Origin of the sequence: Nisaea acidiphila (genome assembly GCF_024662015.1) — a bacterium.
In the GTDB taxonomy this organism is placed as follows: Bacteria; Pseudomonadota; Alphaproteobacteria; order Thalassobaculales; family Thalassobaculaceae; genus Nisaea; species Nisaea acidiphila.
In genome coordinates, this window is sequence record NZ_CP102480.1 from 1,288,605 (window position 1) to 1,315,353 (window position 26,749).

At 63.5% G+C, this 26,749-nt stretch carries 27 protein-coding genes; 11 read left to right on the top strand and 16 right to left on the bottom strand.

Annotated elements, in window-relative coordinates; translation table 11 throughout:
• Nucleotide 1 precedes the first annotated feature (1 nt).
• Complete coding sequence (locus NUH88_RS05955) at nt 2-616, bottom strand: LysE family translocator (RefSeq protein ID WP_257770602.1); 615 nt, start codon at nt 614-616, stop codon at nt 2-4.
• A 91-nt stretch (nt 617-707) separates the two neighbouring features.
• Here NUH88_RS05955 and NUH88_RS05960 point away from each other — a divergent pair, with 91 nt between their 5' ends.
• The gene (locus NUH88_RS05960; protein ID WP_257770603.1) at nt 708-1,472 is read left to right on the top strand and encodes an AraC family transcriptional regulator; all 765 of its coding nucleotides are present in this window, start codon (nt 708-710) and stop codon (nt 1,470-1,472) included.
• A gap of 12 nt (nt 1,473-1,484) precedes the next feature.
• On the opposite strand, the gene NUH88_RS05965 is transcribed toward NUH88_RS05960, so the two are convergent.
• The 8 genes from NUH88_RS05965 to speB all read right to left on the bottom strand — a co-directional run bounded on the left by NUH88_RS05965 (nt 1,485) and on the right by speB (nt 8,585).
• A complete protein-coding gene (locus tag NUH88_RS05965) occupies nt 1,485-1,850 on the bottom strand; it encodes a cache domain-containing protein (RefSeq protein WP_257770605.1) in 366 nt (121 codons plus the stop codon).
• 117 nt (nt 1,851-1,967) lie between these two features.
• The gene (locus NUH88_RS05970; RefSeq protein WP_257770607.1) at nt 1,968-2,201 is read right to left on the bottom strand and encodes a sulfurtransferase TusA family protein; all 234 of its coding nucleotides are present in this window, start codon (nt 2,199-2,201) and stop codon (nt 1,968-1,970) included.
• The gene (locus NUH88_RS05975) at nt 2,113-3,111 is read right to left on the bottom strand and encodes a DUF1194 domain-containing protein (protein WP_257770609.1); all 999 of its coding nucleotides are present in this window, start codon (nt 3,109-3,111) and stop codon (nt 2,113-2,115) included. Before NUH88_RS05975 ends, NUH88_RS05970 begins: the two co-directional genes overlap by 89 nt.
• Before the next feature lie 313 nt (nt 3,112-3,424).
• Nucleotides 3,425-4,405, bottom strand: coding sequence for a hypothetical protein (locus NUH88_RS05980; protein WP_257770611.1), 981 nt, complete (start codon nt 4,403-4,405; stop codon nt 3,425-3,427).
• A gap of 104 nt (nt 4,406-4,509) precedes the next feature.
• Complete coding sequence (locus NUH88_RS05985; protein ID WP_257770612.1) at nt 4,510-5,049, bottom strand: hypothetical protein; 540 nt, start codon at nt 5,047-5,049, stop codon at nt 4,510-4,512.
• Nucleotides 5,046-6,689, bottom strand: a complete 1,644-nt coding sequence (locus NUH88_RS05990; RefSeq protein WP_257770614.1) for a hypothetical protein — start codon at nt 6,687-6,689, stop codon at nt 5,046-5,048. The genes NUH88_RS05985 and NUH88_RS05990 overlap by 4 nt, the downstream gene beginning before the upstream one ends.
• Before the next feature lie 107 nt (nt 6,690-6,796).
• Nucleotides 6,797-7,597, bottom strand: a complete 801-nt coding sequence (locus NUH88_RS05995; protein WP_257770616.1) for a hypothetical protein — start codon at nt 7,595-7,597, stop codon at nt 6,797-6,799.
• A 37-nt stretch (nt 7,598-7,634) separates the two neighbouring features.
• Nucleotides 7,635-8,585: an agmatinase gene (gene speB, locus NUH88_RS06000; RefSeq protein ID WP_257770617.1), complete on the bottom strand. Its 951-nt coding sequence runs from the start codon at nt 8,583-8,585 to the stop codon at nt 7,635-7,637.
• Nucleotides 8,586-8,715: 130 nt separating this feature from the next.
• On the opposite strand from speB, the gene NUH88_RS06005 reads away from it, so the two are divergent.
• A complete protein-coding gene (locus NUH88_RS06005) occupies nt 8,716-9,834 on the top strand; it encodes a serine hydrolase domain-containing protein (RefSeq protein WP_257770618.1) in 1,119 nt (372 codons plus the stop codon).
• A gap of 95 nt (nt 9,835-9,929) precedes the next feature.
• The gene (locus NUH88_RS06010) at nt 9,930-12,257 is read left to right on the top strand and encodes a sensor histidine kinase (protein ID WP_257770620.1); all 2,328 of its coding nucleotides are present in this window, start codon (nt 9,930-9,932) and stop codon (nt 12,255-12,257) included.
• A 9-nt stretch (nt 12,258-12,266) separates the two neighbouring features.
• Here the strand turns inward: NUH88_RS06010 and NUH88_RS06015 are convergent, their stop codons facing one another.
• Entirely contained in the window at nt 12,267-13,670 is a 1,404-nt protein-coding gene (locus tag NUH88_RS06015) for an FAD-binding oxidoreductase (RefSeq protein ID WP_257770622.1), read from the bottom strand.
• A 191-nt stretch (nt 13,671-13,861) separates the two neighbouring features.
• Here NUH88_RS06015 and NUH88_RS06020 point away from each other — a divergent pair, with 191 nt between their 5' ends.
• The 5 genes from NUH88_RS06020 to NUH88_RS06040 all read left to right on the top strand — a co-directional run bounded on the left by NUH88_RS06020 (nt 13,862) and on the right by NUH88_RS06040 (nt 19,486).
• Nucleotides 13,862-14,605, top strand: a complete 744-nt coding sequence (locus NUH88_RS06020) for a TerB family tellurite resistance protein (RefSeq protein ID WP_257770624.1) — start codon at nt 13,862-13,864, stop codon at nt 14,603-14,605.
• A gap of 3 nt (nt 14,606-14,608) precedes the next feature.
• Nucleotides 14,609-16,468: an ATP-binding cassette domain-containing protein gene (locus tag NUH88_RS06025; RefSeq protein ID WP_257770626.1), complete on the top strand. Its 1,860-nt coding sequence runs from the start codon at nt 14,609-14,611 to the stop codon at nt 16,466-16,468.
• Nucleotides 16,465-17,337: a DMT family transporter gene (locus NUH88_RS06030; RefSeq protein ID WP_257770628.1), complete on the top strand. Its 873-nt coding sequence runs from the start codon at nt 16,465-16,467 to the stop codon at nt 17,335-17,337. Before NUH88_RS06025 ends, NUH88_RS06030 begins: the two co-directional genes overlap by 4 nt.
• Before the next feature lie 7 nt (nt 17,338-17,344).
• The gene (locus tag NUH88_RS06035) at nt 17,345-18,067 is read left to right on the top strand and encodes an N-acetylmuramoyl-L-alanine amidase (protein WP_257770629.1); all 723 of its coding nucleotides are present in this window, start codon (nt 17,345-17,347) and stop codon (nt 18,065-18,067) included.
• A gap of 285 nt (nt 18,068-18,352) precedes the next feature.
• On the top strand, nt 18,353-19,486 hold the full coding sequence (locus NUH88_RS06040; RefSeq protein ID WP_257772153.1) for a type III PLP-dependent enzyme: 1,134 nt from the start codon (nt 18,353-18,355) through the stop codon (nt 19,484-19,486).
• A gap of 136 nt (nt 19,487-19,622) precedes the next feature.
• Here NUH88_RS06040 and NUH88_RS06045 read toward each other — a convergent pair whose 3' ends face one another.
• Nucleotides 19,623-20,375 (bottom strand): thioesterase family protein, encoded by a 753-nt coding sequence (locus NUH88_RS06045; RefSeq protein ID WP_257770630.1) that lies wholly within the window; start codon nt 20,373-20,375, stop codon nt 19,623-19,625.
• An 85-nt stretch (nt 20,376-20,460) separates the two neighbouring features.
• The gene (locus tag NUH88_RS06050) at nt 20,461-21,366 is read right to left on the bottom strand and encodes a branched-chain amino acid aminotransferase (protein WP_257770631.1); all 906 of its coding nucleotides are present in this window, start codon (nt 21,364-21,366) and stop codon (nt 20,461-20,463) included.
• Nucleotides 21,367-21,490: 124 nt separating this feature from the next.
• Here NUH88_RS06050 and NUH88_RS06055 point away from each other — a divergent pair, with 124 nt between their 5' ends.
• The 3 genes from NUH88_RS06055 (at nt 21,491) to NUH88_RS06065 (ending at nt 24,190) form a co-directional block, all read left to right on the top strand.
• The gene (locus tag NUH88_RS06055; protein ID WP_257770633.1) at nt 21,491-22,009 is read left to right on the top strand and encodes a MarR family winged helix-turn-helix transcriptional regulator; all 519 of its coding nucleotides are present in this window, start codon (nt 21,491-21,493) and stop codon (nt 22,007-22,009) included.
• Nucleotides 22,010-22,014: 5 nt separating this feature from the next.
• Nucleotides 22,015-22,728, top strand: a complete 714-nt coding sequence (locus tag NUH88_RS06060) for a response regulator (RefSeq protein WP_257770635.1) — start codon at nt 22,015-22,017, stop codon at nt 22,726-22,728.
• A 103-nt stretch (nt 22,729-22,831) separates the two neighbouring features.
• Complete coding sequence (locus NUH88_RS06065; protein ID WP_257770637.1) at nt 22,832-24,190, top strand: ATP-binding protein; 1,359 nt, start codon at nt 22,832-22,834, stop codon at nt 24,188-24,190.
• Here the strand turns inward: NUH88_RS06065 and NUH88_RS06070 are convergent.
• From NUH88_RS06070 to proC, 4 genes are all read right to left on the bottom strand, one after another.
• Entirely contained in the window at nt 24,187-24,522 is a 336-nt protein-coding gene (locus NUH88_RS06070; protein ID WP_257770639.1) for a tRNA-binding protein, read from the bottom strand. The genes NUH88_RS06065 and NUH88_RS06070 overlap by 4 nt on opposite strands.
• Nucleotides 24,523-24,669: 147 nt before the next feature.
• Nucleotides 24,670-25,095, bottom strand: coding sequence for a phasin family protein (locus NUH88_RS06075; RefSeq protein WP_257770640.1), 426 nt, complete (start codon nt 25,093-25,095; stop codon nt 24,670-24,672).
• Between the two features lie 197 nt (nt 25,096-25,292).
• Nucleotides 25,293-25,871 carry a TetR/AcrR family transcriptional regulator gene (locus NUH88_RS06080; protein WP_257770642.1) on the bottom strand — a complete coding sequence of 193 codons (579 nt, stop codon included), beginning with the start codon at nt 25,869-25,871 and terminating at the stop codon, nt 25,293-25,295.
• A gap of 65 nt (nt 25,872-25,936) precedes the next feature.
• Nucleotides 25,937-26,749, bottom strand: coding sequence for a pyrroline-5-carboxylate reductase (gene proC / locus NUH88_RS06085; protein ID WP_257770644.1), 813 nt, complete (start codon nt 26,747-26,749; stop codon nt 25,937-25,939).

A 26,749-nucleotide genomic window follows, 5' to 3' on the forward strand; every position in this document is an offset into this window, starting at 1 on the left:
GTCAGATCCCCGAAAGGGCCAGCGCGACCGACGCCAGCAGCATGGCGGCGAACGCGATGTTCGCCGCACGCCCGAGCCTCGGGTCGTTGAGCAACCGCGCGAAGAGCGAACCGAAGGCCAGCCAGGATGTGTTGACCACGAGGATCACGATCGTGAGCGCTGCGATCTTGGCGAGCGAGTCGGTCAGATAATCGCCCGGCAACAGGGTCTGGCTGGCAAAGACCGCGCCGATGGCCGCGAAGGCCTTCGGATTGGCGAGCGCGAGGAACAGCGCCGGGAGAAATCCCGGCGCCGTGCCTTCGCCGTCGCTCCGCACGCCGGCCGGCGCGGATGCGATTTTCCAGGCTAGATAAAGAATATAGACGGCGGCCGCAGCGGTCAGAACCGTCACCAGAGCCGGCTCCGCCAGAACCAGAGCGGTGACGCCGCTCGCGATCATCAGCAGAACACAGGTCGTGCCGAGGACGATCCCGCCGAGATACGGCAATCCTGCCCGGAACCCATAGGCCGTGCCGAGCCCGGCGAGACTGAGAGTCGCCGGACCGGGGCTTCCCATGAGCGGAAAGGCGGCCAGCCAGAGCAGGAGAAGGCTGCTTGTCATTTCCATCACCGTCATGAATGCTTTCCGAACATTGCACGCGGCCAACGAGGGCGGTCTTGAACGAATGTGCAGCCTGAACGCCCCGCCCGAACCCGGGCGGATACGCATGCTCTCCCTCGGCGACGGAGTTCAGATCGTGGAGACCGGCGACCTGCGTCACGCCTTTGCGCCCCACCGCCACGACGAGTACGTCATCGGGATCACAACGCAAGGGGTCCAGAGCTTTCGCTACCGCCGCGAGGATCGCGCCGCCCTGCCCGGCCAGGCCTTCGTTATTCATCCCGACGAGCTCCATGACGGCCGCCCCGGCACGGAGTCCGGCTACGGGTATCGCGCCGCCTATATCTCCCCCGAACTGATCGGCGAGGCTCTCGGCGGCGTCTCCCTGCCGTTCGTCCGGCAGGTCGTCGGCTCCGACAGAGGATTGTTTGCGGCGATCTCCGGACTTTTGGAGGCAGGGTCGGAGACGGAGCGTGAGCCGGCAGCCGCCCTCGCCCGTCTAGCGGACGTACTGGCCCGGATGTCGGGCATGCCGCCCCGACGTGCCCCCGAACATCGCACGGCCCTTCTGCGGATCCGCGATCATCTCGCGGACTGCTGGCGCGACGGGATATCCATGGCGGAGATCGAGGCGGAACACGGCCTCGACCGTTTCACCGTCGCACGCCATTTTCGCCGCTATTTCGGAGTCAGTCCGCACCGCTTCCTGACTCTGCGCCGGCTGGACCGGGCGCGACACATGATCCGGAACGGGGCGGAACTCGCCGACGTGGCGGCTGCGGCCGGCTTCGCCGACCAGAGCCACATGACCCGCCTGTTCAAGAAGGCTTTCGGTGTCACGCCGGGTCAGTGGCGAACCTTGATGAGCTGAGCCGGTCGGTCGTCAGACATCCGCTCCGGCATAACCGGCACAGACGATCACGCCCCCGACACGCTTGGCATAGGTCTTTTTCGGAACCAGGGTCCCGGTCACCGGATCCGGCCACATATAGAGCGTCCAGGCGCCGGCTGGACGCAGCGTCGTGGCCTCGATGATCTCGCGGATGAAGTATCTGCCGTTGCGGTCCTTGCTGCCGGCGACATTGTCGCCCTCGACCCGCTTGTTCGGATGCAGCAAAAGCGCGCCATCCGGATCCATGACATAGACATAAAGCCCTTCATCCGGCCTCGTCCAGGCATGCCGCGGGCTCTCGGAGAGTGCCTTCGGAAAACCATGTGCCGCGATCGCCGCCGAAGCGGTCTCGACCATCTCTATGACCGACTCGCGTGTGCCGTATGCCCATGCGCGCGCCGGTAACGCGGCGGCAATAGTTCCTGCCAGCAGCCAGCAAAGAGCGCCACGGCGTGAGACATCATGCACGGCGCGTCATGCCCCCTTGCGGATCAGAAAGGTGAAGGTTCCCTCGGACTCGGCCTCGCTAACCAACTCGTGTCCGCTGCTATTACAGAAATGCTTGAAATCGAGGGGAGAAGCCGGGTCCGTCGAGTGAACGGAGATCGTCTGGCCAGCCTCAAGGCCTTTGATCGCCTTTCGGGCCTTCAGGACCGGCAGCGGACATTTTAGTCCACTGGCATCCAGCGTCAGGGCCGGTTCGCTCATCGTCTTTCGCCTCGCATGTCGTCAGGTCCGCTGAATATTGGTGTGGATCATCCCGCCTGCCAACCCCAGCAAGACTGCGGCCAGCGCCGGTCGGCCGGGCATCGGCGATTTCCCTGATGATTTTCGCCAGCAGGACCTCGGCGAACGGCGTCTTCTCGTCCGCCACCATGACGAAGGCTCCGACGCCGCCAATGATGTCGAGCCGGTAATGCATCTCAAGCGGCATGCCGCCGGGCCCCGGGCGGTTCCGGCCCCGGCTTTTGACCGCGAGCGCGTTTACCGTGATACCCGCATCGACCGCGCGGTCACGCGCCCAGTCGATCGGCCGGCCGCCGATCTGCGGCCCGTCGCCAGAGACGTCGATCACGAGACGGGCGCCATCATAGGCGTTTTCGACGATCCGGTCGGTCGAGAACGCGATCGCCTCGCTGATTGAGTTATATCCCCAGGCCGCCCGCGGCGCGGCGAGCAGGGCTTCTCCGAATGCGCGAGCATCTTCAACGCCCGCAATTTCCGTCCAGTCAACGATGATATGCTGCGACGACGGATCGCCCCATTCGATATAAGTGACCACAATCTTCCCTGTGCGACCTGAATTCACCGCGTCGACAACTCTGGGGTCGATCAGAGCATCCGCGTAACCCTTGCGTTGAAGATAGAGCTCGTCGTCGTCGATCGAACCGGACCCGTCCGCCGCAAAAACCAATTCAAGATCGACGGCTTCTGCGTGAGCGGGTCCACTGCGGGAACAGGTCAGAGCAAGCGCAAAAACAGCGCAGGGAATCGTGAATCCTGCGCCGCAAATGCCGCGTAATATATTTGAAACACAACGGATTCTTCCTGTGGATAACTTTTTTCGCGCTGCAGAACACCGCGAAGTCCGGGATATCGAAGATACGGTTCGGCCCATGTCCACCCGCCTCGAAACATTGCATTCAAAAAGTCAACCCAGCCTTTAGCTTTAAAAAACGAAAGAGCCTCATTATTCACAAGCCATTCACAGGCGCGATCCAATCCTCCATTGCGATCTTGCCCCCGGCACAAATGGACAGTCAGCACGAGACCTCGCCAACAACTATAGAATTCGGAGTCGCGCTGGAAACCTGAAATCGGATTGCGGCCCAATCAAGAGTCCGTCAGGAGCCGCAAGACCGCATGCGATTTGAACGCATTTTAAGACAACGAGAAAATCAGTAAAATTTTACTCAGATGCGGATCTCCGTTTATTCGGCCACCCTTCCGGGGTGCACCTCAATACTTCTACGGGCGGTCAGAATGCGCGCCCCATCCAGCGACAGCTGGGTGACTTCGGCCTCAAGCGTCATGGGGCGCCGCACCCAATAGGGGAAATCGATGCGCCGAACCAGCCAATCGCCGCCGCTCGCATAACCATGATGCTCAAGCCGATACCTTTGAGCGTCGACGTATTCGAGGAAAGCACCGGAAACAGACATCATTATCCAGAACTCCCCGTCCCGCCGGACGGAGACGATCGCGGCGCATGCCATGCCGTCGAACCGGTCGACGTCCGGGCCTATCGGAAGCGGCGCTCCGCATCCCTCGTGGTCCCTCGGAATGATCTCCACCGCCATGATCGACTGCCCCGCCGGAGCGGGCGCGCGCGCCGCATCTCCAGTGCCGGGCAATTGTCGAACCGCGAACGCACCGCCCAGCAGACAGGCCAATCCCAGACCGGCCGCGAACCACAGCCTTCCGGGCCACGGCGCCGCGCGCAAGGCAGTGGCAGCCGGTTCAAGCAGCCGATTTGCGCGCGCCTCACCGAGGCAGGCGCGCAAGGCGTCCTTGGCATCGGCAACCGGCCTGCAATCCCATCCCGTGTTTTCCGGGGGATGCTCGCCTTCCAGCGGAAACAGGAACAACCCGCCGCCATCGTCAGTCGGGCCGGCCCGGGCCAGTTTCTCGGCGACAAAGTCGACCGGACCGACATCGAGGTCTCGATTGAGACGCCCCGTCACGAGAACCTGCAGCGCGGCCGGCTCGTCTCCTTCGGCCAGTTTGTCCTCCCGTTTCAGGAGATGCGCCAGGAACAGCCCGAGCTGCCAGCTGTCACCGCTTTCGATCGCGGCGGACAGATCGGTGCGATACACCGGATGGCCCGTATATTGTTCAACGATCCCCGTCGGCCTCCGTACGAATGCGTCGTAATCGCGGCTGACCGGCAGGGAAGCCAGCGAACCGGACACGCAGACCACCGAATTGACTGAGGGATGCTCCGGCTGGATACGCACAACCGCGACCGGTCCGCGGGTTGTCGCGACAAGAATGCGGACGCGCGTGGTCGCACTTGTCACGTCAGGAAGAACCTGGTGTCCGGATCGCGGAAAGCCTCGACCAACGGCGCATCCGGTGCGAGCAGGAGCTGGAGCGGATAGTCCCCGTCCTCCGGCAAGGGCGTCAGAACCGGTTCACCCCTGACCGGAATGCAGACAAGCAATCGCGGGGCGCCCGCTCCGGCCTCCGTCCGGTCGACAAGAAGGTAGAGCGGACCGTCTTCCGCGAGCGATGCCAGCAGACGGAGGTTGAATCCGTCCGCCGTTCGATGAGCAAGATCGCCGGAACTCGCCGCCGCGACCTCCGCGAATGTGGCAACCGCGACCCTGCGCGCCACCTGTTCCAGCATGCGGGCCGCTATCGGGTCCTGGACCGCTCGATCAAGAACGACTTGCGCTTCCGGCGTGTCTGGCACCAAGAGGCTGTGGGCCAGTTCGGATAACCCGATCCGGGGAACCGCCTCGAAGACGGCCGCACGCAGGTCCTGCGCCAGAGAAGATGCAAGAAACAGCTGCTCCTCAAGCGAAGCCCTTTCGTGCCCACCTCCCGTCGTCATGCCGGCTCCCTGTAGAGCGCGGAGAGTGCGGCACGGAAGCGGCGGCAATCATCGATGAAAACCTGATCGGCCGGAATGAGATCGAAATGCCGTGTCAGCGCCCCGAGCAGGTCCTGCAGCGTTGCATTACACCTCTCGATCAAAGGATCGCTTGCCTCCGCAGCCTCGACGGTCTCCGGATCGAAGACCAGATGCTCTTCGAAGCCGCGCCGGTTTACCTTTGCGAACGCGATCCGCGCCGAGCGATAAAGCGCGGCTTCGGGACAGGTATCCGGGTCTCCTGTCAAAGCGCTCCCGATCAGATCCCTCGCGGCCCGGTCAGGGTGCAGGAGCACGACATTTTCCGTGTATTGCCCGTCGCCCGTGAGGCTTGCCCTGAGAGCCGGGAGCGCGTCCGGGCAGAGCGCGGCCGCGATCGACAGCGCTTCCGGCCTGCGGTTCCGGAATAGAATATACATCAGGGCCTTACGGGTCTTGCGGAGCTGAGTTGAAATCGCGGAATAACCGGTAACCGCCGCATTGTAGGTTTCGTCGGGCTCGGCGCCGATCAGACCGGCCGCGGCCTCCCCCATGCCGTCTCCGCCATGCCGGCGCAGCGCTTGGATGATGCGCGCCTGATGCGCGCCGAAAACTTCGGAGCGTAGAATGGTCAAAGGCAGGAGACCGGCCGCTTCTCCGGCTTCGAGAACCGTTTCAAGCCTGGCCGCCTCGCGCTTGTTCACCGATTTCAGCCTGTCTGCGGGCGGCGCCGCGAGCTCCGCCAGGACTGCGCGCTTCTCGTCTATTGTCTCCAGCGCTTCCCGAACCTGCTCCGGATCGACCTCCCCCTGATCCCTCGCCGGCCCGATTGGCGCCGCGCTTTCCACCGCCCGGCGGGCCGACGCTTCCTTCAGAGCCGCACGCAAACGCAGGCAGTCTAGCGCGACCGTGCGGAATCCCCTGAAATCGCCAACGGCGCCATGCTCCTTGCAGCGCTGCTCCCAGAAAGCGAGCACCGTCCGGTCATCGACATCCTCGGCAATGGGCCGCTGCCCCGTCCGTTCCGAGATGAAGCCGCAAATTGCATTGAACTTGCGTTCATATTGCTGGGACGGCAGATGCCCTTTCAGGAACTCGTAGAGCTTCCGGGAGAGCGCATTCGCAAGCTCCTGAGCCCCGGAATGATCCCTCGGCCCAGCGAGATAGGACGATATCTCGCCATCGACGACATCGAAGCCGAGCGACGTAACGCAGAAATCGAGCAAAGCCGCCAGAAACGGAATACGGCTGTAGCTGATGCGAAATTCCGGCCGCATATTGAGCAGGACCAGTTCTCCGGCCTCTGCCCTGACATCGTCTCCCGTGGCCGGAGAGGCCAGTGCTGACGCTTTGAAGGCGGAAGCCGTCGCTGCGCGCACCCCCCAGAGAAACCCGACATAGCTGCCCCGACCGGCAATCCGGTCCGCCGCGCCAATGAGAAAGGCAAGTTCCAGAAGCGGACGTCCATAAGCCCGGGCGGCGATGGTCTGCACCAGAGAGCGGCAAGCCCGCGCCCCGTATCTTCGTCCGCCCTCCGCGGAGGTTTCAACCACGGCGGCGAGCGCGGAGGCCAACTCCCCGCTTATTTCCGTTCTGAGCCCGAATGCGCTTCCCTGTTCCAACTCACCTCCGGACATCACCCTTTGATGAATATATTATTATTTTTTCATGCTTTACGTGTTCATCTTCGGTGATTTGATCGCGTCCCGCAACGGCTCTCTGGCCCGGGCTAGTCCGGAGACCGGTACTCCGCGGTGACGCTGACTTTTCCGGGGGCCGACGTGATGGCAACCGGCGAGCTTACCGCATCGAGATCCGCGACGATGGCTTCCAGAAGGCTGGCGATATGATCCGCGCCGAGCACCGTGCCGACACGCATTTCCACCCGGCCCGCTCCCTCGAGGCGGACCGGAAATACCGGCGCGGGGACACCACCGGTCTCGACCGACAGGATATCCGCAACGCTGAGAACCCTGTCGAGCGGGAAGCCGGAAAACGAGACCAATACTTTCCTACCTTCCTCCCAGATCCTGACTGTCTCTGAGGTGTTCCGCTCCGCCGAGATCTCATATGGGACGATGTGAGTCTCCACATCCGCGATCCAGGACGCCTTCGCAAGCCTGCGGAAAAACAGGTCGACCTGCGGTGCGTTGTCCGGCACCAGCGCGCGTGCAATCGGCGCGAGACCGCCCAGGTCCGGCACGGCACCGGCCACGACCAACACGATCAGCGCCTCACGGTCGACGGATTTTCCGCTGCGGGGAACCGCGAAGTAGCCTGAACTTCCACCGACCCAGAATCGGCGCTCCGGTCCCGAACGGACACGGAGCACCGGGCCGTCTTTCAGATCCAGGGCCACCACCCGTCCGGCGCCGGTTCGCACATAAACGGCAGCGGTCCGGTCCACCGGCCAGGGCGCAAAATGCAGTTCGGGTACCGCGCCCGTATTGAGCCGCGCATTGGCCAGATATACCCAGTGCCCCGTCTCACCGGCACTCGCAAGGGCACTCCATGCGAGCCCCAAAACCACAAACGACAACCGAGAAAACGGGTGCCACCACATTGGCTCAGCCCTTTCGGGCGGCGACCGCTTCGGCGAGGATGCAGAGAAGCTCGAACATGATCGTCGCACCGGTGAGAGCGGTGATGCCGCTCGGGTCGAAAGGCGGGGCGACCTCGACGATGTCGGCGCCGACAAGGTTCACCCCGCTCATGCCGCGGACCAGAAGCTGCGCCTCCAGCGCGGTGAAGCCCCCGATTTCCGGCGTTCCCGTACCTGGCGCATAGGCCGGGTCGATCCCGTCGATATCGAAGGTGAAATAGGTCGGCCCGTCGCCGACCACCCGGCGCGCCTCCGCGATCACCGCGTCGAGCCCCATCTCGTGCGCCTCGTGCATCTGGATGACCCGCATCCCGTGCTCATAGCTGAAGGCCCACTGATCCCGACCGTTGATACCGCCGCGGATGCCGATCTGCACGCAGCGCTTCGGGTCCAGTACGCCCTCATCCACCGCACGAGAGAAAGGCGAGCCGTGATGGAAACGCGAGCCGAGATAATCGTCGCCGGTATCGCAATGGGCATCGATCTGGATCAGCCCGACCGGCCGATCGCGTCCGAGCACACGCAGGATCGGCAGCGTGATCGAATGATCGCCGCCGGCGCTGAGAGGAACGGCGCCGGTCGCCGCCAATTTTTCATACCATGCCTGTATCTGCTCGTGCGCCTGCTCGAGCTGGAACGGCCTTTCGACGACCGCATCGCCCACATCCGCGATATCGCAGAGCTCATAGGGCGAGACACCGGTCGCCTGGTTGATGGTCCGCATCAGGCTGCTTTGATTGCGGATCTCCCGCGGACCGTGACGGGCGCCGGGACGGTTGGTGACGCCACCGTCATAAGGCACTCCGATCAATGCGATGTCGAGACCGGCGGCGCTTTCCCGGTAGGGCATGCGCATGAAGGTCGGCACTCCTGTATATCGCGGCGCCTGCATCGCCTTCAGGTCCTGCTCCGACATGCCCATCGTTCTCTCCTCCGGCTGCTTTCGTTCCAGTCTGCGATTGCGCCTGATCGGAATGCAAGTCTGGACCGCTTCTCCGGAGCGGCGCTACTGTCGCGCCTCCCGCCGCGCTAGCTCAGAGATCGAGATGACACAGTATTTTCCCGCCTCCAGCACTTCCTGGGATCGTATCGACCCGCGCGATGCCGGCTTCGACGCCGACGGTCTGAAAGCCGCGAGCGACTTTGCGGTCGCCAATGAATCCCAAATGGACCGTGACGTGCGCAAGGCTCTCGACAACGATCTTTTCGGGGAACCGGAAGGGCTGCGCGACGTCATCGGCATCACCCGGCCGCGCGAGGATCCGCACGGACTGATCGTCCGCGGCGGAAAGATCGTGCACGAATGGGGCGACACACAGCGCCCGGACATCACGTTCAGCATCGCCAAGAGCTATCTCTCGCTCTGCGCCGGCCTCGCACTGGACGAAGGCCTGATCCCGAGCTTCGACCGTCCCGTCGCAGAACTGGTCGACGATGGCGGCTTCGATAGCGACCAGAACAGGGAGATCACCTGGGCGCAGTTGCTGCAACAGACCAGCGAATGGGAAGGCACACTGTGGAGCAAGCCGGACTGGATCGACCACAACCGCGATCTCGACGCCTCGGCCGGCGAAGGCACCATGAAGGGCAAGGCCCGCGACATGCAGGCGCCGGGTACCTTCTGGGAATATAACGACGTCCGCGTGAACCGCCTCGCGCTGGCCCTGCTCCGGGTCTGGAAGCGTCCGCTGCCGGAGGTTCTCAAGGAAAAGATCATGGCCCCGATCGGCGCCTCGTCCGATTGGGAATGGCACGGCTACGAGAATTCCTGGGTCGAGATCGACGGCAAACGCATCCAGTCCGTCTCCGGCGGTTCGCACTGGGGCGGCGGCATGTTCATCAGCTCCCGCGACCAGGCGCTCACCGGCCTGATGATGGCGCGCGGCGGCACCTGGAGCGGCAAGCGGTTGGTCTCGAAAGCTTATATCGAGGCCGCGACAACGCCCTGTCCGATCAATGACGATTACGGCTATCTCTGGTGGCTGAACGGCGCCGGCGGCAGTGCGCCCTCCGCCCCACGCTCCAGCTATTTCGCCAAAGGGAAGGGCTCGAACGTCATCTGGATCGACCCGGAACTCGACCTGGTCGCCGTCGTGCGCTGGATCGAACGCGATGCGTTCGACGGCTTCTGCGGCAAGGTGATGGAAGCCTTCAGAGAAGCGTAAGCAATTTCTTAACATTAACCGAGGATTGTTAAGCGACCGGTCGAGTGACCGGAGCGCGGAACCTGCTCGCGCAAAGGACAACAGAAGGGCATCGAATGCGCGGACGTATCCTCAGGTTCGCATTCCTTCTGCTGGCGGCAATTGCCGCGACGGCAGCGCTCGGCCCTGCCCGCGCGGAGGCCATGCTCGCCGATAAGCGGGTCCTGTTTGTCAGCTCCTATCACCTAGGATTTCATAGCGTCCCCAAGCAGATAGAGGGAATTCGCGCAGGCTTCGAAGAGTTCCTTCAGGGAGGGACACAGCCACTTATCGATGTGGAGTTCATGGACACCAAACGCCTTGGCTCCGCCATTTACGGCCGGGTGTTCAAGGAAAGCCTGCAAGCGAAACTCGACGCCGTCGAACCTTACGATCTCGTCATCATCGGTGACGACAATGCGCTGGATTTCGCCATTCAGGAACGGGACGGCCTGTTCAAGGGGCTGCCGATCGTCTTTCACAGCGTGAACAATGTCGAGAAGGCGAAGTCCCTGGACGGCGATCCGCAATTCACGGGTGTTGTCGAGATCCTGTCCCTGTCCGATACGGTTCGCCTGATCAAGGACCTGATACCGTCGTCGAAACGGCTCTATGTCATCGGCGACGCGACTCCTACAGGCCGCCTGAATCTTGTCCAGATGGAGAAGATCCCAAGCACGGACATGCCATTCGAGATCGTGCCCCTTTCGCTCGAAAGCATGACCCACGAAGACCTCGCGCTTGCACTCGGGGTTCTGGAGCCGGACCAGCCCGTGCTCCTGCTCTCCGCCTTCCGGGATTATACCGGTCGCTCCCGGTCGCGTTCCCAGGTCTTCGACATGATCAACGCGAACCTGAGGGCGCCGTTCTTTCACCCGATGCCGTTCGTTCCGGGGGACGGTCCGGCCGGCGGGCGTGTTGTCAGCCATTACGAACAGGGCAGGGCATCCGCGGGCATGGCAGCCCGAATCCTCACAGGAACGCCCATAAGCGAGATCGCGGTACAGATCGAGAGCCCGAACGTCACCTATGTCGACATGGAAGCCGTCAGGAAGTTCGGCCTGAACAGCGACGGAATTCCGAAAGGCTCGAGACGCTTCAACGACGTCACGAAGATTGCAGGGCTCGACGTTCAGGTCATCTGGATCGGCGCGCTGTTCATTCTGTTCCAGAGCGCGCTTATCGCGATGCTGGTCGTCAACCACCTCTACCGCAGGCGGGCACGCATCGCCTTGAAACAGAGCGAGCGCCGGTTCCGCGACATCGCGGCAATCTCGTCGGACTGGTTCTGGGAGTCGGACGAGAACATGCGTCTGACCGAACTGTCGGACCGCTTCGAGGCCGTGACCGGAGACACGGCCGCCTCGCGCCTCGGGACCTCTCATCTCGACTATCAGGATCTCGACTGGAACGTTTCGAACGCCACCGACTGGGAGAACCATCGCGCGCAGCTCGAGGCACGTGCCCCGTTCCGGAACTTCGAATATGCGCGTATCGGGTCCGGCGGGGAGCGGCGCTACGAGCGCATCAGCGGCACGCCGATTTTCGATGACGGTGTCCTGACCGGCTATCGCGGCATCGGCTCGGACGTTACGGAAGAGTATGAGCGCCGGAACCAGTTGCTCCGGGCGATCAACGAAGCGGATCTCGCCAACCGGACCAAGAGTGCGTTCCTCGCGAACATGAGCCACGAGCTCCGCACTCCGCTCAATGCGATCATCGGCTTCTCCGAAATTCTCACCGGCCAGTTGTTCGGCAAGATGGAGAACGAGCGCTATCTCGATTACGCCAACGACATCAACGAGACCGGAAAGCATCTTCTTACGGTCCTGAACGACCTGCTGGACATTTCCCGGATCGAGGCGGGCTTCGTAAAACTGGACGAAAGCGTGATCGATATCCGCCAGATGCTGCGCTCCTGCGCCCGCATGCTCGGCGACCGGGTCACCGAAGCCAATCTCAGCCTGACCCTCGACATCCAGGAAGACCTGCCGGCGCTTTACGGGGACGAGACCCGGCTTCGTCAGGTCCTGATCAACCTGCTGATCAACTCCGTGAAATTCACCCCGTCCGGCGGCGAAATCACGATGCGCGCGGCCCTTGCAGGGAAAGGCGGGATCGACATTGAGGTGATGGACACCGGTGTCGGAATCTCGCAGCAGGACATTCAGCGGGTGATGGAGCCATTCCAACAGGCCGAGCAGGCCCTGTCGCGCCGCTATGGCGGCGTCGGGCTCGGCCTGTCCCTCGCCCGCAATCTCACCGAGCTCCACGGCGGCGAAATCACGGTGGAAAGCGAACAGGGATCCTGGACCCGCGTCCGCATTCACCTCCCTGCCGAGCGGGTTCGCGCTTACCCAGAACGGGAAAACGACGACAGTCTCAGCGACGCCGCGGCGTTATAAGCCCGTCGCTCAGACCCTGACGATCTTGCCGGGGTTCATGATGTTGTTCGGGTCGATTGCCTGCTTGACCGAACGCATCAGGTTGAGCGCCGCTCCGTGCTCCTCTTCGAGATAGGGCATCTTCCCGTAGCCGACGCCGTGCTCGCCGGTACAGGTGCCGTCCATCGCCAGGGCGCGTCGCACCATGCGCTCGCTATGCGCCTTCGCCCGGCCCATCTCGTCCGGATTGTCCAGGTCAATGATATAGACGAGGTGGAAATTGCCGTCACCGACATGTCCCACCAGTGGCGCGTAGAGGCCGGTCTCTTCCAGATCTTTCTTGGTCTCGAGAATGCACTCGGCAAGCCGCGAGACCGGAACGCAAACGTCGGTCGGCCAGCCTTGCGCGCCCGGACGCTGGGCGAGCGCGGCGTAATAGGCGTCATGTCGCGCCTGCCAGAGTACGTTGCGATCCTCGGTCCGGGTTGCCCATTGGAAAGAAGAGCCGCCAAATTCCGCGGCGATCGCCTCGACCGTTTCGGCCTGTTCTTTCACCCCGGCTTCGCTGCCGTGAAACTCGAAGAAGATGGTCGGCTTCGCCTCGTAGCCTTCAAGTTTCGAATAATCGATGCAGGCCCCCATCTGCACTTCGTCGAGCAACTCCATGCGCGCCACCGGCACACCCGCGTGGATCGTGGTGATCACCGAGTCGACCGCGCCTTCCAAGTCCTCGAACTGGCAGACCGCGGACGAAATTGCTTCCGGAATACCGTAAACCTTCAGCGTGATCTCGGTAATGATGCCGAGCGTTCCTTCGGAGCCGACAAAAAGCCGCGTCAGATCATAGCCGGCCGAGCTCTTACGGGCGCGCCGGGAGGTGCGGATCACCTCGCCTGTCGGCGTGACGACGCGGAGCGACAGCACGTTCTCGCGCATGGTCCCGTAGCGCACCGCGTTGGTGCCCGAGGCACGGGTCGCGGTCATGCCGCCGATCGACGCGTCGGCGCCTGGATCGATCGGGAAGAACAGACCTGTATCGCGCAGATGCTCGTTCAGCTGCTTGCGGGTGACGCCCGGCTGCACGACGACGTCGAGGTCCTCGGCATTGACGGAAAGAATGCGGTCCATCAGCGAGGTATCGATCGTCACCCCGCCTTTCATCGCCGCGACATGCCCTTCCAGCGAGGTTCCGGTGCCGAACGGGATGACCGGGAAACCGAGCCGGTTGCACACGGTGACGGCCTGGGCGATCTCGTCTTCGGTCTCGGCGAACACGACAGCGTCCGGGGCCATGGGCGTATGATAGCTCTCGTCCTTGCCGTGCTGCTCGCGCACCGCCTCGGCGGTCGTGAAACGGTCTCCGAAAATCTGCTTCAACGCATCGAGCGCCGCCCCGCGGGTCTTCTCATCCACGCGATCTGCCTTCACATCCATCTTGGCGGCCTCCGTATTCGACTGGATTCTTTGGCGTTGCCGGCAACCTACTCCCGCTTGACGCACGCCAGCAAGAGGCCGTCGCCACAGCAAGGCTGGCCTCCACGACTGGCTGTTGACGGAAAGGGCCTCAGCCGACATGTTCCACCTGTGTTCCAATTTCGCACTGTCTTGGCAACCGAGCGTCGAACGTGAGTATCTGGGGTAAAATCATCGGGGGCGCGGCCGGTCTCGCGCTGGGTGGGCCGATCGGCGCGATGCTCGGCGCGACGGCGGGCCATGCCGTGGACCGTTTCGCCAGCGCCGACGCGCCGAAAGACGACAAGGACGAGCAGGCGGCGACCAAGAAGATCGCCTTCACCATCGGCGTCGTCGTGCTGAGTGCGAAGATGGCCAAGGCGGACGGCGTGGTCACGCGCGACGAAATCGCCGCCTTCCGCGAAGTCTTCCATATCCCGCCCGAAGAGGTGCGCAATGTCGGCCGGGTCTGGGACATGGCGCGGCGGGACGTCGCCGGATTTGAGATCTATGCACAGCAGATCGCACGCCTCTTCAATCCCGGCTCGCCGGTGCTTGAAGAACTGCTCCTGAGCCTTTTCCATATCGCGAAAGCGGACGGAGTCATCCACCAGAACGAACTCGCCTATCTGGAGCGCCTCGCCGAGATCTTCGGTTTCGACGAGACGGCCTTCCAGCGCATCCGCGCGGTCGCGGGCGACAAGGACGCGGAGGACCCCTACAGCGTGCTCGGCATTGCCCACGACGCGGAGGACGCCGAAGTGAAGCGGGTCTATCGCACCTTGATCCGCGAACATCATCCGGACCGGCTGATCGCCGAGGGCTTGCCGGAGGAATTCGTCGCCGCCGCAACGGAGAAGATGGCCGCCATCAATGCGGCTTACGACCGCATCACCAAGCAACGCGGCATGAGCTGATCCATGGCCCGAGCCTCTTCCGCCCCGCCGCTCGTGGCACTTCGGGGCGCGCGCCTGACATTGGGCGAGCGCGTGCTCTTCGAGAATGCTGACGTAACAGTCGCCAAGGGCGAGCGCATCTGCCTTGTCGGACGCAATGGTTCCGGCAAGTCGACGCTGCTCAAGTGCCTCGCCGGCATGGTCGATCTCGACCAGGGCGAACGCTTCGTCCAGCCGGGCGCCAAGATCGCCTACCTGCCGCAGGACCCGCCACTGCCGAAGGGAGTTCCAATCCGGGACCATGTCGCGGGCGGCCTCGCATCGGCGCCGGGCGAGCATCCTGCGGAATATCTCGTCGATGCGATCATGGCGCATCTCGGGATCGACGGAGAGCGCACGACGGACGGACTCTCCGGCGGAGAATCCCGCCGGGTCGCACTCGCCCGCGCCCTTGTTTCCGAACCGGACGTGCTGCTGCTGGACGAGCCGACCAACCACCTCGATCTGCCGACCATCGAATGGCTCGAAGACGAGCTCGCCGGCTTCAAGGGCGGCATCCTGCTGATCAGCCACGACCGGACGATTCTCGGCAAGCTCTCCAACCGGACCTACTGGATCGACCGGGGCGAAGTGCGCCGGAACTCCGACGGCTTCGCCGCCTTTCCCGACTGGGCGGACAAGGTACTGGCCGACGAGGAAGCAACCCAGCGCCGGCTCGACAAGCAGATCGCCGAGGAGACCCGCTGGCTCCGCGAGGGCCTGACCGCGCGGCGCAAGCGCAATATGGGAAGGGTCCGCACCCTGCTCGGGATGCGGCGCGAGAAGGCGGAACGGATGAAGCGCCCGGGCCTCGTCAATATGAGCGTCGGCGACGCCGAACAGGGCGGCCAGCTGGTGATCGAGGCGAACCATATCTCCAAGGCCTTCGCATTACCCGACGGCGGCGAGAAGGTGATCGCGACGGACTTCTCCACAATCGTGCGCCGCGGCGACCGGATCGGGCTCGTCGGCGCCAACGGCGCGGGCAAGACAACGCTGCTGAAAATGCTGATCGGCGAAGAGAAACCGGACAAGGGCCGGGTGCGCGTCGGCTTCGGTGTCGAGGCGGTCTATTTCGACCAGTACCGCGAGGCGCTCGACGGAGAGGCAACGCTCTGGTCGACGCTCTGCCCGGGCGGCGGCGACACGATCTTCGTCCACGGCAAGCCGAAGCACGTCGTCTCCTATCTCCGCGACTTCCTGTTCGAGGAACGGCAGGCCCGCGCCCACGTGAAGAACCTCTCCGGCGGCGAGCGTAACCGTCTGCTGCTGGCCAAGCTGTTCGCCGCGCCGCACAACTTGCTGGTGCTCGACGAACCGACCAACGATCTCGACATCGAAACTCTCGACCTCCTGCAGGAGGTCCTTGCCGAATATGAAGGCACCATCATCCTGGTCAGCCATGACCGCGACTTCCTCGACCGGGTCGTGACCTCGGTCATCGCGGTCGAAGGCGATGGAAGGATCGAGGAATTCGTCGGTGGCTTCAGCGATTACGCGGCTTTGCGCCGCCAGGAAGAGCCGGAGCCGGCATCCGCGCCGAAGAAGAAAGACAGCAAACCCGCCGCCGCGACGGAGAAACCGGCGCAGGCGAAGACCAAACTGAGCTACAAGGATCAGCGGGCACTGGAAATTCTTCCCAATACGATCGAGAAGCTTGGAACGGAAATCGCCGCATTAGCGGACAGGCTCGCGGATCCGGATCTCTTCACCCGCGACCCGGACGCCTTCCAGAAGGCGAGCAAGAGACTCGAGACGGCACAGGCCGAACTCGACGAGGCCGAAACGAAATGGCTTGAGTTGGAGGAAATGCGCGAAAATCTGGAGAAAGCCCGCGCTTCATGAAGCCACTCGACATTCTGATCGGCGTCATCGTCATGGTCGTCTGGGGGATGAACTTCGCCTTCGGCAAACTCGCCATGGCCGAGTTCCCACCGATGATGCTGATCGGGCTGCGCTATCTCCTGACCGCGCTCCTGCTCATCCCCTTCCTGAAGCCCCAGGGCATGAAATTCGCGCATATCTTCGCGCTTTCGATGACCCTCGGGGTGCTGCATTTCGCCTTCATGTTCACCGGCCTCCAGGGCACCGACGCCTCGCTCGCTGCGATCGCGGCTCAGATCCAGGTGCCGTTCGCCGTAATTCTCGCGGTCTTCTTCTTCCGCGAGCGGCCGACCCGGAAACAGATCCTCGGCATCGCCGTAGCCTTCGTCGGCGTCGCCATGCTGGCAGGCGCACCGAAGACCTCGAGCAGCCTGTTCCATCTCGGGCTCGTCATCGTCGCCGCCCTGCTCTGGGGGCTCGCCCACATTCAGGTGAAATGGATGGGCGCGGTGAATCCCTTCGTCCTGAACGCCTGGATGTCGGTGCTGGCGGCTCCGATGATGCTCGTCGCATCCTTCGCCATCGAGGACGGCCAGTGGGAAGCACTGCAGAGTGCCGGGTTCGCCGGTTGGGGCGGTGTGGTCTACATGGCGCTCGGCGTCACCATTTTCGGCTACGGGCTCTGGTACCGGATCCTGCAGAAATACGACGTCTCGCAGACCATGCCCCTGACCATCCTCGCCCCGCTGGTCGGGGCCGGTGCGGGAATCGTCATCCTCGGGGAACATATGGACGCCTTCCAGCTCGCGGGCGCCGCGCTTACAATCGTCGGTGTCGGCGCCGTCACCACGGGCGGCAAGGCGAAGGCGAAAGTGGAGGCCGAGGGTTAGGGACGAGATGACGGGCGTGCCAGAGATATTCGACCGCCCCTCCCCGAACCGCGATGCGCGGCCGGACGGAACCCAGATCGATATTCTGCTGCTGCACTACACCGGTATGCGGACCGCCGAGGCTGCGCTGGAGCGGCTCACCGATTCCGCCGCCAAGGTCAGCGCGCACTACCTGATCGAGGAGAACGGCACCTGCTGGCGCCTGGTCGGCGAGGAACAGCGCGCCTGGCATGCCGGCGTTGCCTCCTGGGCCGGCGCGAGCGACATCAATGCCCGCTCCATCGGGATCGAGCTGGTCAATCCGGGCCATCAGTTCGGTTACCGGCGATTCCCACCAGCGCAGATGCAGAGCCTGAGCGCGCTTTCCCTGGACATCATCGCGCGCCGCGAGATCCCGCAATCCCGGGTGCTCGGCCATTCCGACGTGGCGCCGGAGCGCAAGGAAGATCCGGGCGAGCTGTTCGACTGGGCCGGACTCGCGAAATCCGGCGTCGGTCTCTGGCCGGAGCCGTCACCCTCCAGCCGGTCCGATATGGCGTTCGAAGAGGCGATGCGGCTACTTTCTCATATCGGCTATGCAGCGCCGGAGACCCAGGTCATGAACGCGGGCGCGCGCAATATTTTGCTAGCGTTTCAAAGGCGTTGGCTCCCATCGGACCTGACCGGCGCACTCACGCCGGAGACCGCCGCCCGCATCCGGGATGTCCATGCGGCCCACAATCCTTCCTAGGCGCATTTTTTGCGCATGAAACTTCTTGCATTGCGCCGTCGAAACCGTCATATGGGCCCCACGACGCGCGCACGTGCCACTGGCCCAGGCATCACAGCCCCAGCAGGTTAAGCAACGACGAGGCGTCCTTTTTGTAACTCAGGTCCGATGCGGGCCGGTTCCGAGAGGGAAGCACCGATGCTTGAGCCGAAACGCGGCGTTGCCGCCGTTCAGCACTCCGACAACCAGAATTCCTCCATCCAGCTCGTCGAGCCGGCGCGTATGCCCGTAGCGCGTGCCGTCTCCATGGTATCGCCGCGCCTCGCCGACTATTTCGCCGCCGAGGCGATCGACGGCCCACGCGTCGCGGTGGATCTGGAGCTGGTCGAGGCCCGCTACAACACCTTGGCCGCCGCCTTCCGCGGCGCCGACATCTTCTACGCCATCAAGGCGAACCCGGCGCCGGAGATCCTCGATCGCGTCGCCGCGCTCGGCGGATGCTTCGATTGCGCGAGCATCGGCGAGATCGAGCTGGTGCTGTCCCGCGGCGTCAGCCCGAACCGGATCAGCTTCGGCAACACGATCAAGAAGGAGCGCGTCATCCGCCAGGCCTTCGAGTACGGCGTCCGCCTCTTTGCCTTCGACAGCATGGCCGAACTTGAAAAGCTGGAACGCTCCGCTCCCGGCGCGTCGCTCTTCTGCCGCATCCTCGCCGAGAATGACAGCGCCGACTGGCCGCTCTCGCGCAAGTTCGGCTGCTCGGTCGCCATGGCCGGCGACCTGCTGATCGAGGCCGACCGCCGCGGCATGGACGCATACGGCGTCTCCTTCCATGTCGGCTCGCAGCAGAAGAACCCGCGCGCCTGGGCCCAGGCCCTCGGCGATGTCGGCCGCCTGATGGCGCGCCTCGACGCCGCCGGCGTCGGCCTGCGAATGATCAATCTCGGCGGCGGTATGCCGGCGACCTACGACAACAGCACTCCGACCGACCTGCTGGAATATGGCGCGGTCGTCATCGCCGCCGTGCGCGAGCAATTCGGCACCCGTCCGCTCGATCTCATCATCGAGCCCGGCCGTGGGCTTGTCGGCGATGCGGGCGTGATCCAGGCCGAAGTCGTGCTCGTCTCCAAGAAGGACGACAGCGCCGCGCCGCGCTGGGTCTATCTCGATATCGGCAAGTTCAACGGCCTTGCAGAGACCATGGACGAAGCCATCCGCTACAAGATCGTTACCCTGCGCGACGGCGCGCCGGAGCCGGTCGTGCTCGCCGGCCCGACCTGCGACAGCGTCGACGTGATGTACGAGAAAAATCCGTATCCGATGCCGTCCGACCTTCAGCCCGGCGACAAGGTCTGGATCCTCGGCACCGGCGCCTACACGACGACCTACTCCGCCGTCGCCTTCAACGGCCTGCCGCCGCTCGAGAGCGTCTGCATCTGACGGTCCGGCGGAACGTCATCCCGTCATACCCCTTCAGTTGTCATTCCCGCGAAAGCGGGAACCCAGAGATCCAGGGCACAGCTCCACGCTCTCTGGGTCCCCACTTGCGTGGGTATGACGACCCTTGGGTGTTTGATCACTCCATCACCGCCAGCACCACCGGCTGGGTGGCGCGGCCGAGATAGCCGCACGTGTCGTAGAGATCGCTCGTGGTTATGCCGAGGCCGCTTGGGTTCCAGTGCGGCTCGGAATCCACCGCGAGCCACTCGCCCGCGATCGGGCGCTGCAGATGGATCGTGATCTCCGGGTTCGGGAACATGACATTGTTCTCGTCAACCCAGTCCGGGCGCGAGAGGCCCGTCGCCCAGTCGGCGAGCGAGAGCACACGGCAGAGGCCGCCCATATCTTCCACCACCGGATTTATGTGGCGCATCCAGATCCGCCCGCTCTCCTCGCGCCGCATCTCGCAGGCCTCAAAAAACCATGGCGCGTCCGTGACACGCCCGACATGGAAGGGCGCACCTCCGACCTCGGCCGGGAGGAGATCGCGTTCGGGAATGAAGGAAAGCGGCTCTTCGGCAAGAAAGAGAGCCGAGGCGGTCGCGCAGAGCTTGCCGCCAGCCATCAACTCGGCCGAGAGCTGGAGCGACCGGCGTCCCTGGCGCAGGGTGCGCACAGAGATATGAATCGGCTCCATAGGTGTCGGACGCAACAGGGAGAGCGACATCTGCAGCCCGGCACCCGCGCCCAGTTCCACCGCCCGCGTCTCCATCTCGGCCGCGAGCAGCCCTCCGGAGACACCGCCATGCAGGCCAGGAAACGGACCTTTGGCGAGGGGACCGGGAACCCAGTTTTCGCCGTCGAAAATGCAAACGGGGGAAGCTTTCATCCGGAAAGCTTCCCCCGTTGCAGGAATGAGGTCCAGTGCCCGGACGGAACGGAAGCGTTCGTCCGGGACCGGCTTGTGTGAGGGTTTATTCGGCCGCGACGGCGACGCCGGTCGCGTGGGCGCGGACCGTCGCCTCGTAGGCATCGACCAGCGTGCGGGTCATCTCGCCCGGGGTGAAACCGTAGGTGCCGATCTTGCCAACCGGCGTCACCTCGGCTGCGGTGCCGGTCAAGAAGCACTCGGTCGCGCGGGTCATGTCCTCGGGACGGATATGCCGCTCGACGACCTCGTACCCATTATCCTTGGCGAGCTGGATCACCGTGCGGCGGGTGATGCCGTCGAGGAAGCAGTCCGGCTTCGGCGTGTGCAGCCGGCCGTCATCCATCAGGAAGAAGATGTTGGCGCCGGTTGCCTCCGCAACATAGCCGCGATAATCGAGCATGAGCGCATCGTGGAAACCGCGCGCCTCGGCATCGTGCTTGGACATGGTGGCGATCATGTAGAGACCGGCCGCCTTGCTGTTGGTCGGCGCGGTGTCGGGGGCCGGACGGCGCCATTTGGCGATGTCCAGATTGATCCCCTTCATCTTCGCTTCCGGGTCGAAATAGGACGGCCATTCCCAGGCGGCGACGGCCAGGTGAATGGTGTTCTGCTGCGCAGACACACCCATCATCTCGCTGCCGCGCCAGGCGACCGGACGGACATAACCGTCGACGATACCCATCGAGTCGATCACCGCCTGCTTGGCATCCTCGATCGCGTCCACGTCGTAGGGGATCTTGAAACCGAGAATTTCGGCGGAGCGGTGCAGGCGCTCGGTATGCTCGCGGGACTTGAAAATGCGTCCGCTATAAACCCGTTCGCCCTCGAAGACCGAACTGGCATAATGCAGCCCGTGGCTCAACACATGGAGTTTGGCGTCGCGCCAGTCCAGAAGTGCACCATCCATCCAGATGGCGCCGTCCCGATCGTCAAAAGGAAGCAGGCTCATGAGGTTTCATCCCGGCAAGCTCCAAAGCCTAACCCGTTCGATTTATTCAACTTGACGGGCGCTTTGGATAGATTGTTACCCAAACACGGGCCGAGAACTAACATTCAGAAGGAAATATGTCAACATGGTTGACGTAAAAAGTATGGCCAATCCGCTCTTCCTCAGGGAGGAGGAGTTGCGACAGGGCATAGAGATGCTGTTTTTCGCCTATCGCGACTTCACCGGCGAGCCGGACGCGATCCTCGGCGAACTCGGTCTTGGGCGGGCACATCACCGGGTGATCTATTTCGTCGGACGCAATCCCGAAATCACCGTCACCGACCTTCTGAAGATCCTCAAGATCACCAAACAGAGTCTCTCGCGGGTGCTGAGCCAGCTCGTGAACGAAGGCTATATCAACCAGCAGACCGACCAGGGCGACCGGCGCAAAAAGCTGCTGACCCTGACGGAAAGGGGCATCGATCTGGAGCGAAAACTAACCGCAAATCAGCGCGCCCGCATCGCCCGCGCCTACCGGGCCGCCGGAGCCGAGGCCGTGCAGGGTTTCCGCGAGGTGCTCCGCGGCATCATCGATCCGGTCGATCAGGAGCGGTTCGAAATCGTCAACTCGAGCATGCCCGTTCCCCGGCGCAGGAAAGGCTAGCGGCAATGTCCGCCGCCGAGGACGATCTCCCGCATATTCTCGTCGTCGACGATGACAGCCGACTGCGCGAACTGCTCACGCGCTTCCTTTCCGAAAACGGCTTTCGCGTTACCGCCGCCGGCGATGCCGCCGACGCGCGGCGCAAGCTTGCCGCCATAGAATTCGATCTGATCGTGCTCGACGTGATGATGCCGGGAGAGACCGGGTTCGATCTGACCCGCTCGCTGCGCAAGACACGGGAACTGCCGATCCTGCTCCTGACCGCGATGGGAGAGGTCGAAAACCGGATCGAGGGGCTGGAGACCGGCGCCGACGACTACCTGACCAAACCCTTCGAGCCGCGCGAGCTGCTGCTGCGGATCCGCACCATTCTGAGGCGCACGCGCGCCGTGCCGGAAACCGCCGAGCAGCAGAGCCTGGTCGCCTTCGGCCCCTACAGCTACGACCGTGCGCGCAACGAGCTCACCAAGAGCGGAGAGACCGTGCACCTGACCGAGTCGGAAGCACTGCTCCTCGGATGCTTCGCCCAGGTGCCCGGCCGCACCCTCAGCCGTGAGGACCTTGTCGCGCGGAACGCCGTGAACGGACACGAACGGGCCGTCGACGTGCAGATCAACCGGCTCCGCCGCAAGATCGAGAAGGATCCGAAATATCCGCGCTTCCTGCAGACCGTGCGCGGCAAGGGCTATGTCCTGAAAGCCGGCCCCGCCGGAAGCTGAATCGCGCTTCGGCCGCTCGTCTATCCCAGCGGGTCGATTTCCCCTAACATGCCCGCATCCGGCTCCGCCGGAAGGTGAGAACAGAAAGAGCTCCGTCCGCCTGATGGCAACGCTTGCCGAAAACCCACCCCGCGCCCGCAAACAGTCCTGGCTGAAGCGCCATATGCCGAAGACCCTCTTTGGCCGGGCGCTGGCGATCTTCCTGACCCCGCTGATCCTGATGCAAGCGATCTCCACCTTCGTCTTCTACGACCGGCACTGGGACACGATGGTGCGGCGCCTGGCGACGTCCCTTGCCGGCGAGGTCGCCATGCTGGTGACCGAGGTCGAGGAGGATCCGAGCCCGGTCGCCCTCGCCCGGATCGACCGCAAGGCCCGGCTCAATCTCGGCCTGGTCGTGACCTACCGGGCCGGTGCCATCCTGGAAAACCGCACCGGCGATCCGCTCTTCGACCCGACGCTGCGGCAGATGCGTCGCTCCATGGAAGAACATGTCCGCCGTCCCTTCAATGTCGACCCGGATGCCGGCGAGCGGCAAATCGCCATCGAGGTGCAGCTCCCGGGCGGCGTGCTTGAGGTGCTGGCACACGAGAAGCGGCTCTACAGCTCGACGACTTACATCTTCGTAATGTGGATGCTGGGCAGCGCGCTGATCCTCTTCGCCATCGCGCTCATCTTCATGCGCAACCAGATCCGCCCGATCCGCCGTCTCGCGATCGCCGCACGCGCGTTCGGTCTCGGGCGCGAAGTGCCTGAGTTCAAACCGGAGGGCGCGAAGGAAGTGCGCCAAGCGGCGGAAGCCTTCCAGCAGATGCGAGCCCGCATCCGGCGCCAGATCAAGCAGCGCACGGACATGCTGAGCGGGGTCTCGCACGATCTGCGCACACCGCTCACCCGGATGAAGCTCCAGCTCGCCATGCTCGGCGACGACACCGCGGTGCGCGAACTGCAGGCCGACGTGCAGGACATGGAGCGGATGGTCGAGGGTTATCTCGCTTTCGCCCGCGGCGAAGGCACCGAGGCGACGGTCACGACCGACATAAAGTCCCTGCTCGGGGATTTTGCGATGGGTGAGCGCCGCGGGGGCATGCCGCTCGAACTGGAAATGACGGACGCGCCCATTCCGCCGCTTGAGCTGAAACCGCAATCGGTGAAACGGGCGCTGGCGAACCTCGTCTCCAACGCCCGCCGGCATGCGAAGACCGTCCGGATCACCCTGCAGGCGACGGAAGACGCGTTCGAGATTTTTGTCGACGATGACGGCCCCGGCATTCCGGAAGAGGATCGCGGCCGGGTCTTCAAGCCGTTCTACCGCGGTGATCCCTCGCGCAACCCGGAGACCGGCGGCACGGGCCTCGGCCTCACCATCGCGCGCGATATCGTGCACAGCCACGGTGGCGAGATCGGGCTTGAAGAAGCCCCGCTAGGCGGATTGAGGGTTCGGATCCGGATCCCGGTCTAGAACAGCCGCCCGCCGTTCGGCACCTTCAGGTCCGGGCCGAGCAATACCACGCCGCCCTCCTCGTCCGGAAAGCCGACGACGAGGCATTCGCTCATGAACTTGCCGATCTGTTTCGCCGGGAAATTCACCACGCCCGCGACCTGACGTCCCTTGAGTTCTTCGGGTGTGTAGTGCTTGGTGATCTGGGCCGAGGTCTTCCGCGTGCCGATTTCCGGGCCGAAATCGACCCATAGCTTGATCGCCGGCTTGCGCGCCTCCGGATAGGGTTCGGCATCGATGACCGTGCCGACGCGGATATCGACCTTGAGGAAATCCGAATACTCAATCGTCATGCTCTACTCCCGTTTGGAAACGGACCATAAGCCGCGTGTCCGAAGCCGTGAAGCCGATTTCCGTTCCGGCGCGATACCGCACAAACAAAGAGCCGCCGGCATCGGAGATGCCGGCGGCTCTTGGTCAGGTCTCGGGAAGGGGAAAGCTTATTTCTTGCCCGCGAGGCTCTGCAGTTCGTCGAGGCTCTCGGTGATGCGCTTGTTCAGCACGTCGAAAGCTTCCTGGTTCGACTTGGCGAGCATCTCGGAAATCTCGCGCATGTTGGAGACGGTCTGCTCGATCGTCTTCTTGACCGCTTCGGCCTGCTTGGCGACGCGGTCCTCCGGAGCGCCCTGGGACATCAGATCCCCGAGGGCCTTCTGGGACTCTTCAACCGCCTGCTGGAACAGCTCGGCCTGGCGCTTGCCGATGGCCTGCATGCCTTCCGCCGCGAGCTGATTGGCGTTGGTGATCGCCTCGATATTCTTCTGCTGGGCGTTCATCAGCGCATCGGCGTCGATGCCCGGCATCTTGAAATCGGTCATGATTTTCTGGAAGTCGACATTGAAGAAGGGATTTTCTTGCTTGGCCATTGGACGTCTCCACTTTGGTGATCATCTATCGCGCGCAGTCCGCAGCTTAACCCTGCGATGAATTACTGCAATGCAGCACGACTGTCGCCCGGCGTGATCCGCGATATATCGGGATTTTTAGTGAAAATGTCAAGCATCATGTTGCAATGCAACAAAACCGTCGCTTGCATGAAATACCGAATTTCCCGAGGGGATATTCAGCGCCCCGAGGGTATGGAAGCGACGAATTCGTCCAACCTGCGCAACCGGCCGTCGAGTGTCGACATGGTCGGGCCGAGATCATCGCTCTCGTCCTCCATCCACACCTTCAATACGGAAAGATAGAGCGCCCCCAGCACCTTACGGCGAATGCATCCGAACGGCCCCCGCGCCCCGAGTCCGCTCCGGTGCAACACGTCCCCCATAGCCGAATGAAGCCGCGGCGCTCCGCCGAGAGCCATGCAAGGATCGGAACAGGCCGCTTTGAGGAGCGCAACGTAGCCCGGACGGTTCTCCTGCAGCAGTTCGATCCGGGTCATCAGCGCGTCAAAAAGTCGCTCTGGCGCCGGCAGGTCCGGATCATCCGCATCAGGGTCGATGGCCGCTATCGCCTCCCTGTCGAACCGGTCGGCGATCGCGTCGAGCAAAGCCCGCTTGGTCCGGTAGCGGCGCTCAAGATCCGCGGCAGGCAGATCTGCGCGCTCCGCCACGTCGTGGAGATCCATCGCCCGCCAGCCTTTTTCGCCCGCTACGGCCAAGGCTGCGTCGAGAATTGCGTCGTTTTCGTCGGATGCCATACTTCGTCTCTCCGCACTCCCTTATTCGATATGGGACGCGGAAAGAGCGAAGCAAGAAAAGTGGGTCAGCCGGCGAGCTCGCGGGACCGGTCCGCGGCGGCCTTCAGCGCCCGCTCGAAAACCGGGCCGATACCATCCTCGGCCATCAGCACCTTCAGGGCTTCCGCCGTGGTGCCACCCGGGCTGGTCACGTTCTGCCGGAGTTGCGCTGCCGGCTCGTCCGAGAGACGAGCCAACTCGCCCGCTCCGGACACCGTCGCCGAGGCAAGCCGCATCGCGAGATCGGCGGGCAGGCCGAGTTTCTCACCAGCCGCGGCCATCACTTCGATGACGAGGAAGACATAAGCCGGGCCACTGCCCGACACAGCCGTGACGGCATCGATCAGATCCTCGTCTGGCACCTCTACTGCCTCGCCCACCGAGGATAGCAGGTCGCCGGCCAGATCCATCTGCGCCTTGCTTGCCGCCGAATTGCCGACATAGGCTGTAATACCGCGGCCGACAGCGGCCGGCGTGTTCGGCATGGATCGGATGATCGCCGCCCCCGCACCAAGCAGCTTCTCAAAATAGCCGATCGTCTTACCGGCCGCGATGGAAAGGAACGCGGTCTCCGGGCCGATATATCGCGAGAGCGGAGCCGCTTCGTCCATCACCTGCGGTTTAAGCGCCAGTATCACCATCCCGGGATGAAAGTCCGTCGGGATATCGTCCTGGTCGCGTACGATGGTCACACCATCGATATTCTCGAAATCTTTCGTCGCGGCTTCCGCGCGCTCAACCACGCAGACCCCGTGGGCGGCGTAGCCTTTTTCAAGCCAGCCTTGAAGAAGGGCACCGCCCATTTTGCCGCATCCAAGCAGCAGGAGAGATTTGTTCAT

Coding starts and splice junctions, on each gene's coding strand:
- NUH88_RS05955 (WP_257770602.1), bottom strand. CDS start 616: ATGACGGTGATGGAAATGACAAGCAGCCTTCTCCTGCTCTGGCTGGCC.
- NUH88_RS05960 (WP_257770603.1), top strand. CDS start 708: ATGCTCTCCCTCGGCGACGGAGTTCAGATCGTGGAGACCGGCGACCTG.
- NUH88_RS05965 (WP_257770605.1), bottom strand. CDS start 1,850: ATGGTCGAGACCGCTTCGGCGGCGATCGCGGCACATGGTTTTCCGAAG.
- NUH88_RS05970 (WP_257770607.1), bottom strand. CDS start 2,201: ATGAGCGAACCGGCCCTGACGCTGGATGCCAGTGGACTAAAATGTCCG.
- NUH88_RS05975 (WP_257770609.1), bottom strand. CDS start 3,111: ATGGGCCGAACCGTATCTTCGATATCCCGGACTTCGCGGTGTTCTGCA.
- NUH88_RS05985 (WP_257770612.1), bottom strand. CDS start 5,049: ATGACGACGGGAGGTGGGCACGAAAGGGCTTCGCTTGAGGAGCAGCTG.
- speB (WP_257770617.1), bottom strand. CDS start 8,585: ATGTCGGAGCAGGACCTGAAGGCGATGCAGGCGCCGCGATATACAGGA.
- NUH88_RS06005 (WP_257770618.1), top strand. CDS start 8,716: ATGACACAGTATTTTCCCGCCTCCAGCACTTCCTGGGATCGTATCGAC.
- NUH88_RS06010 (WP_257770620.1), top strand. CDS start 9,930: ATGCGCGGACGTATCCTCAGGTTCGCATTCCTTCTGCTGGCGGCAATT.
- NUH88_RS06015 (WP_257770622.1), bottom strand. CDS start 13,670: ATGGATGTGAAGGCAGATCGCGTGGATGAGAAGACCCGCGGGGCGGCG.
- NUH88_RS06025 (WP_257770626.1), top strand. CDS start 14,609: ATGGCCCGAGCCTCTTCCGCCCCGCCGCTCGTGGCACTTCGGGGCGCG.
- NUH88_RS06030 (WP_257770628.1), top strand. CDS start 16,465: ATGAAGCCACTCGACATTCTGATCGGCGTCATCGTCATGGTCGTCTGG.
- NUH88_RS06035 (WP_257770629.1), top strand. CDS start 17,345: ATGACGGGCGTGCCAGAGATATTCGACCGCCCCTCCCCGAACCGCGAT.
- NUH88_RS06040 (WP_257772153.1), top strand. CDS start 18,353: ATGGTATCGCCGCGCCTCGCCGACTATTTCGCCGCCGAGGCGATCGAC.
- NUH88_RS06045 (WP_257770630.1), bottom strand. CDS start 20,375: ATGAAAGCTTCCCCCGTTTGCATTTTCGACGGCGAAAACTGGGTTCCC.
- NUH88_RS06050 (WP_257770631.1), bottom strand. CDS start 21,366: ATGAGCCTGCTTCCTTTTGACGATCGGGACGGCGCCATCTGGATGGAT.
- NUH88_RS06055 (WP_257770633.1), top strand. CDS start 21,491: ATGGTTGACGTAAAAAGTATGGCCAATCCGCTCTTCCTCAGGGAGGAG.
- NUH88_RS06060 (WP_257770635.1), top strand. CDS start 22,015: ATGTCCGCCGCCGAGGACGATCTCCCGCATATTCTCGTCGTCGACGAT.
- NUH88_RS06065 (WP_257770637.1), top strand. CDS start 22,832: ATGGCAACGCTTGCCGAAAACCCACCCCGCGCCCGCAAACAGTCCTGG.
- NUH88_RS06070 (WP_257770639.1), bottom strand. CDS start 24,522: ATGACGATTGAGTATTCGGATTTCCTCAAGGTCGATATCCGCGTCGGC.
- NUH88_RS06075 (WP_257770640.1), bottom strand. CDS start 25,095: ATGGCCAAGCAAGAAAATCCCTTCTTCAATGTCGACTTCCAGAAAATC.
- NUH88_RS06080 (WP_257770642.1), bottom strand. CDS start 25,871: ATGGCATCCGACGAAAACGACGCAATTCTCGACGCAGCCTTGGCCGTA.
- proC (WP_257770644.1), bottom strand. CDS start 26,749: ATGAACAAATCTCTCCTGCTGCTTGGATGCGGCAAAATGGGCGGTGCC.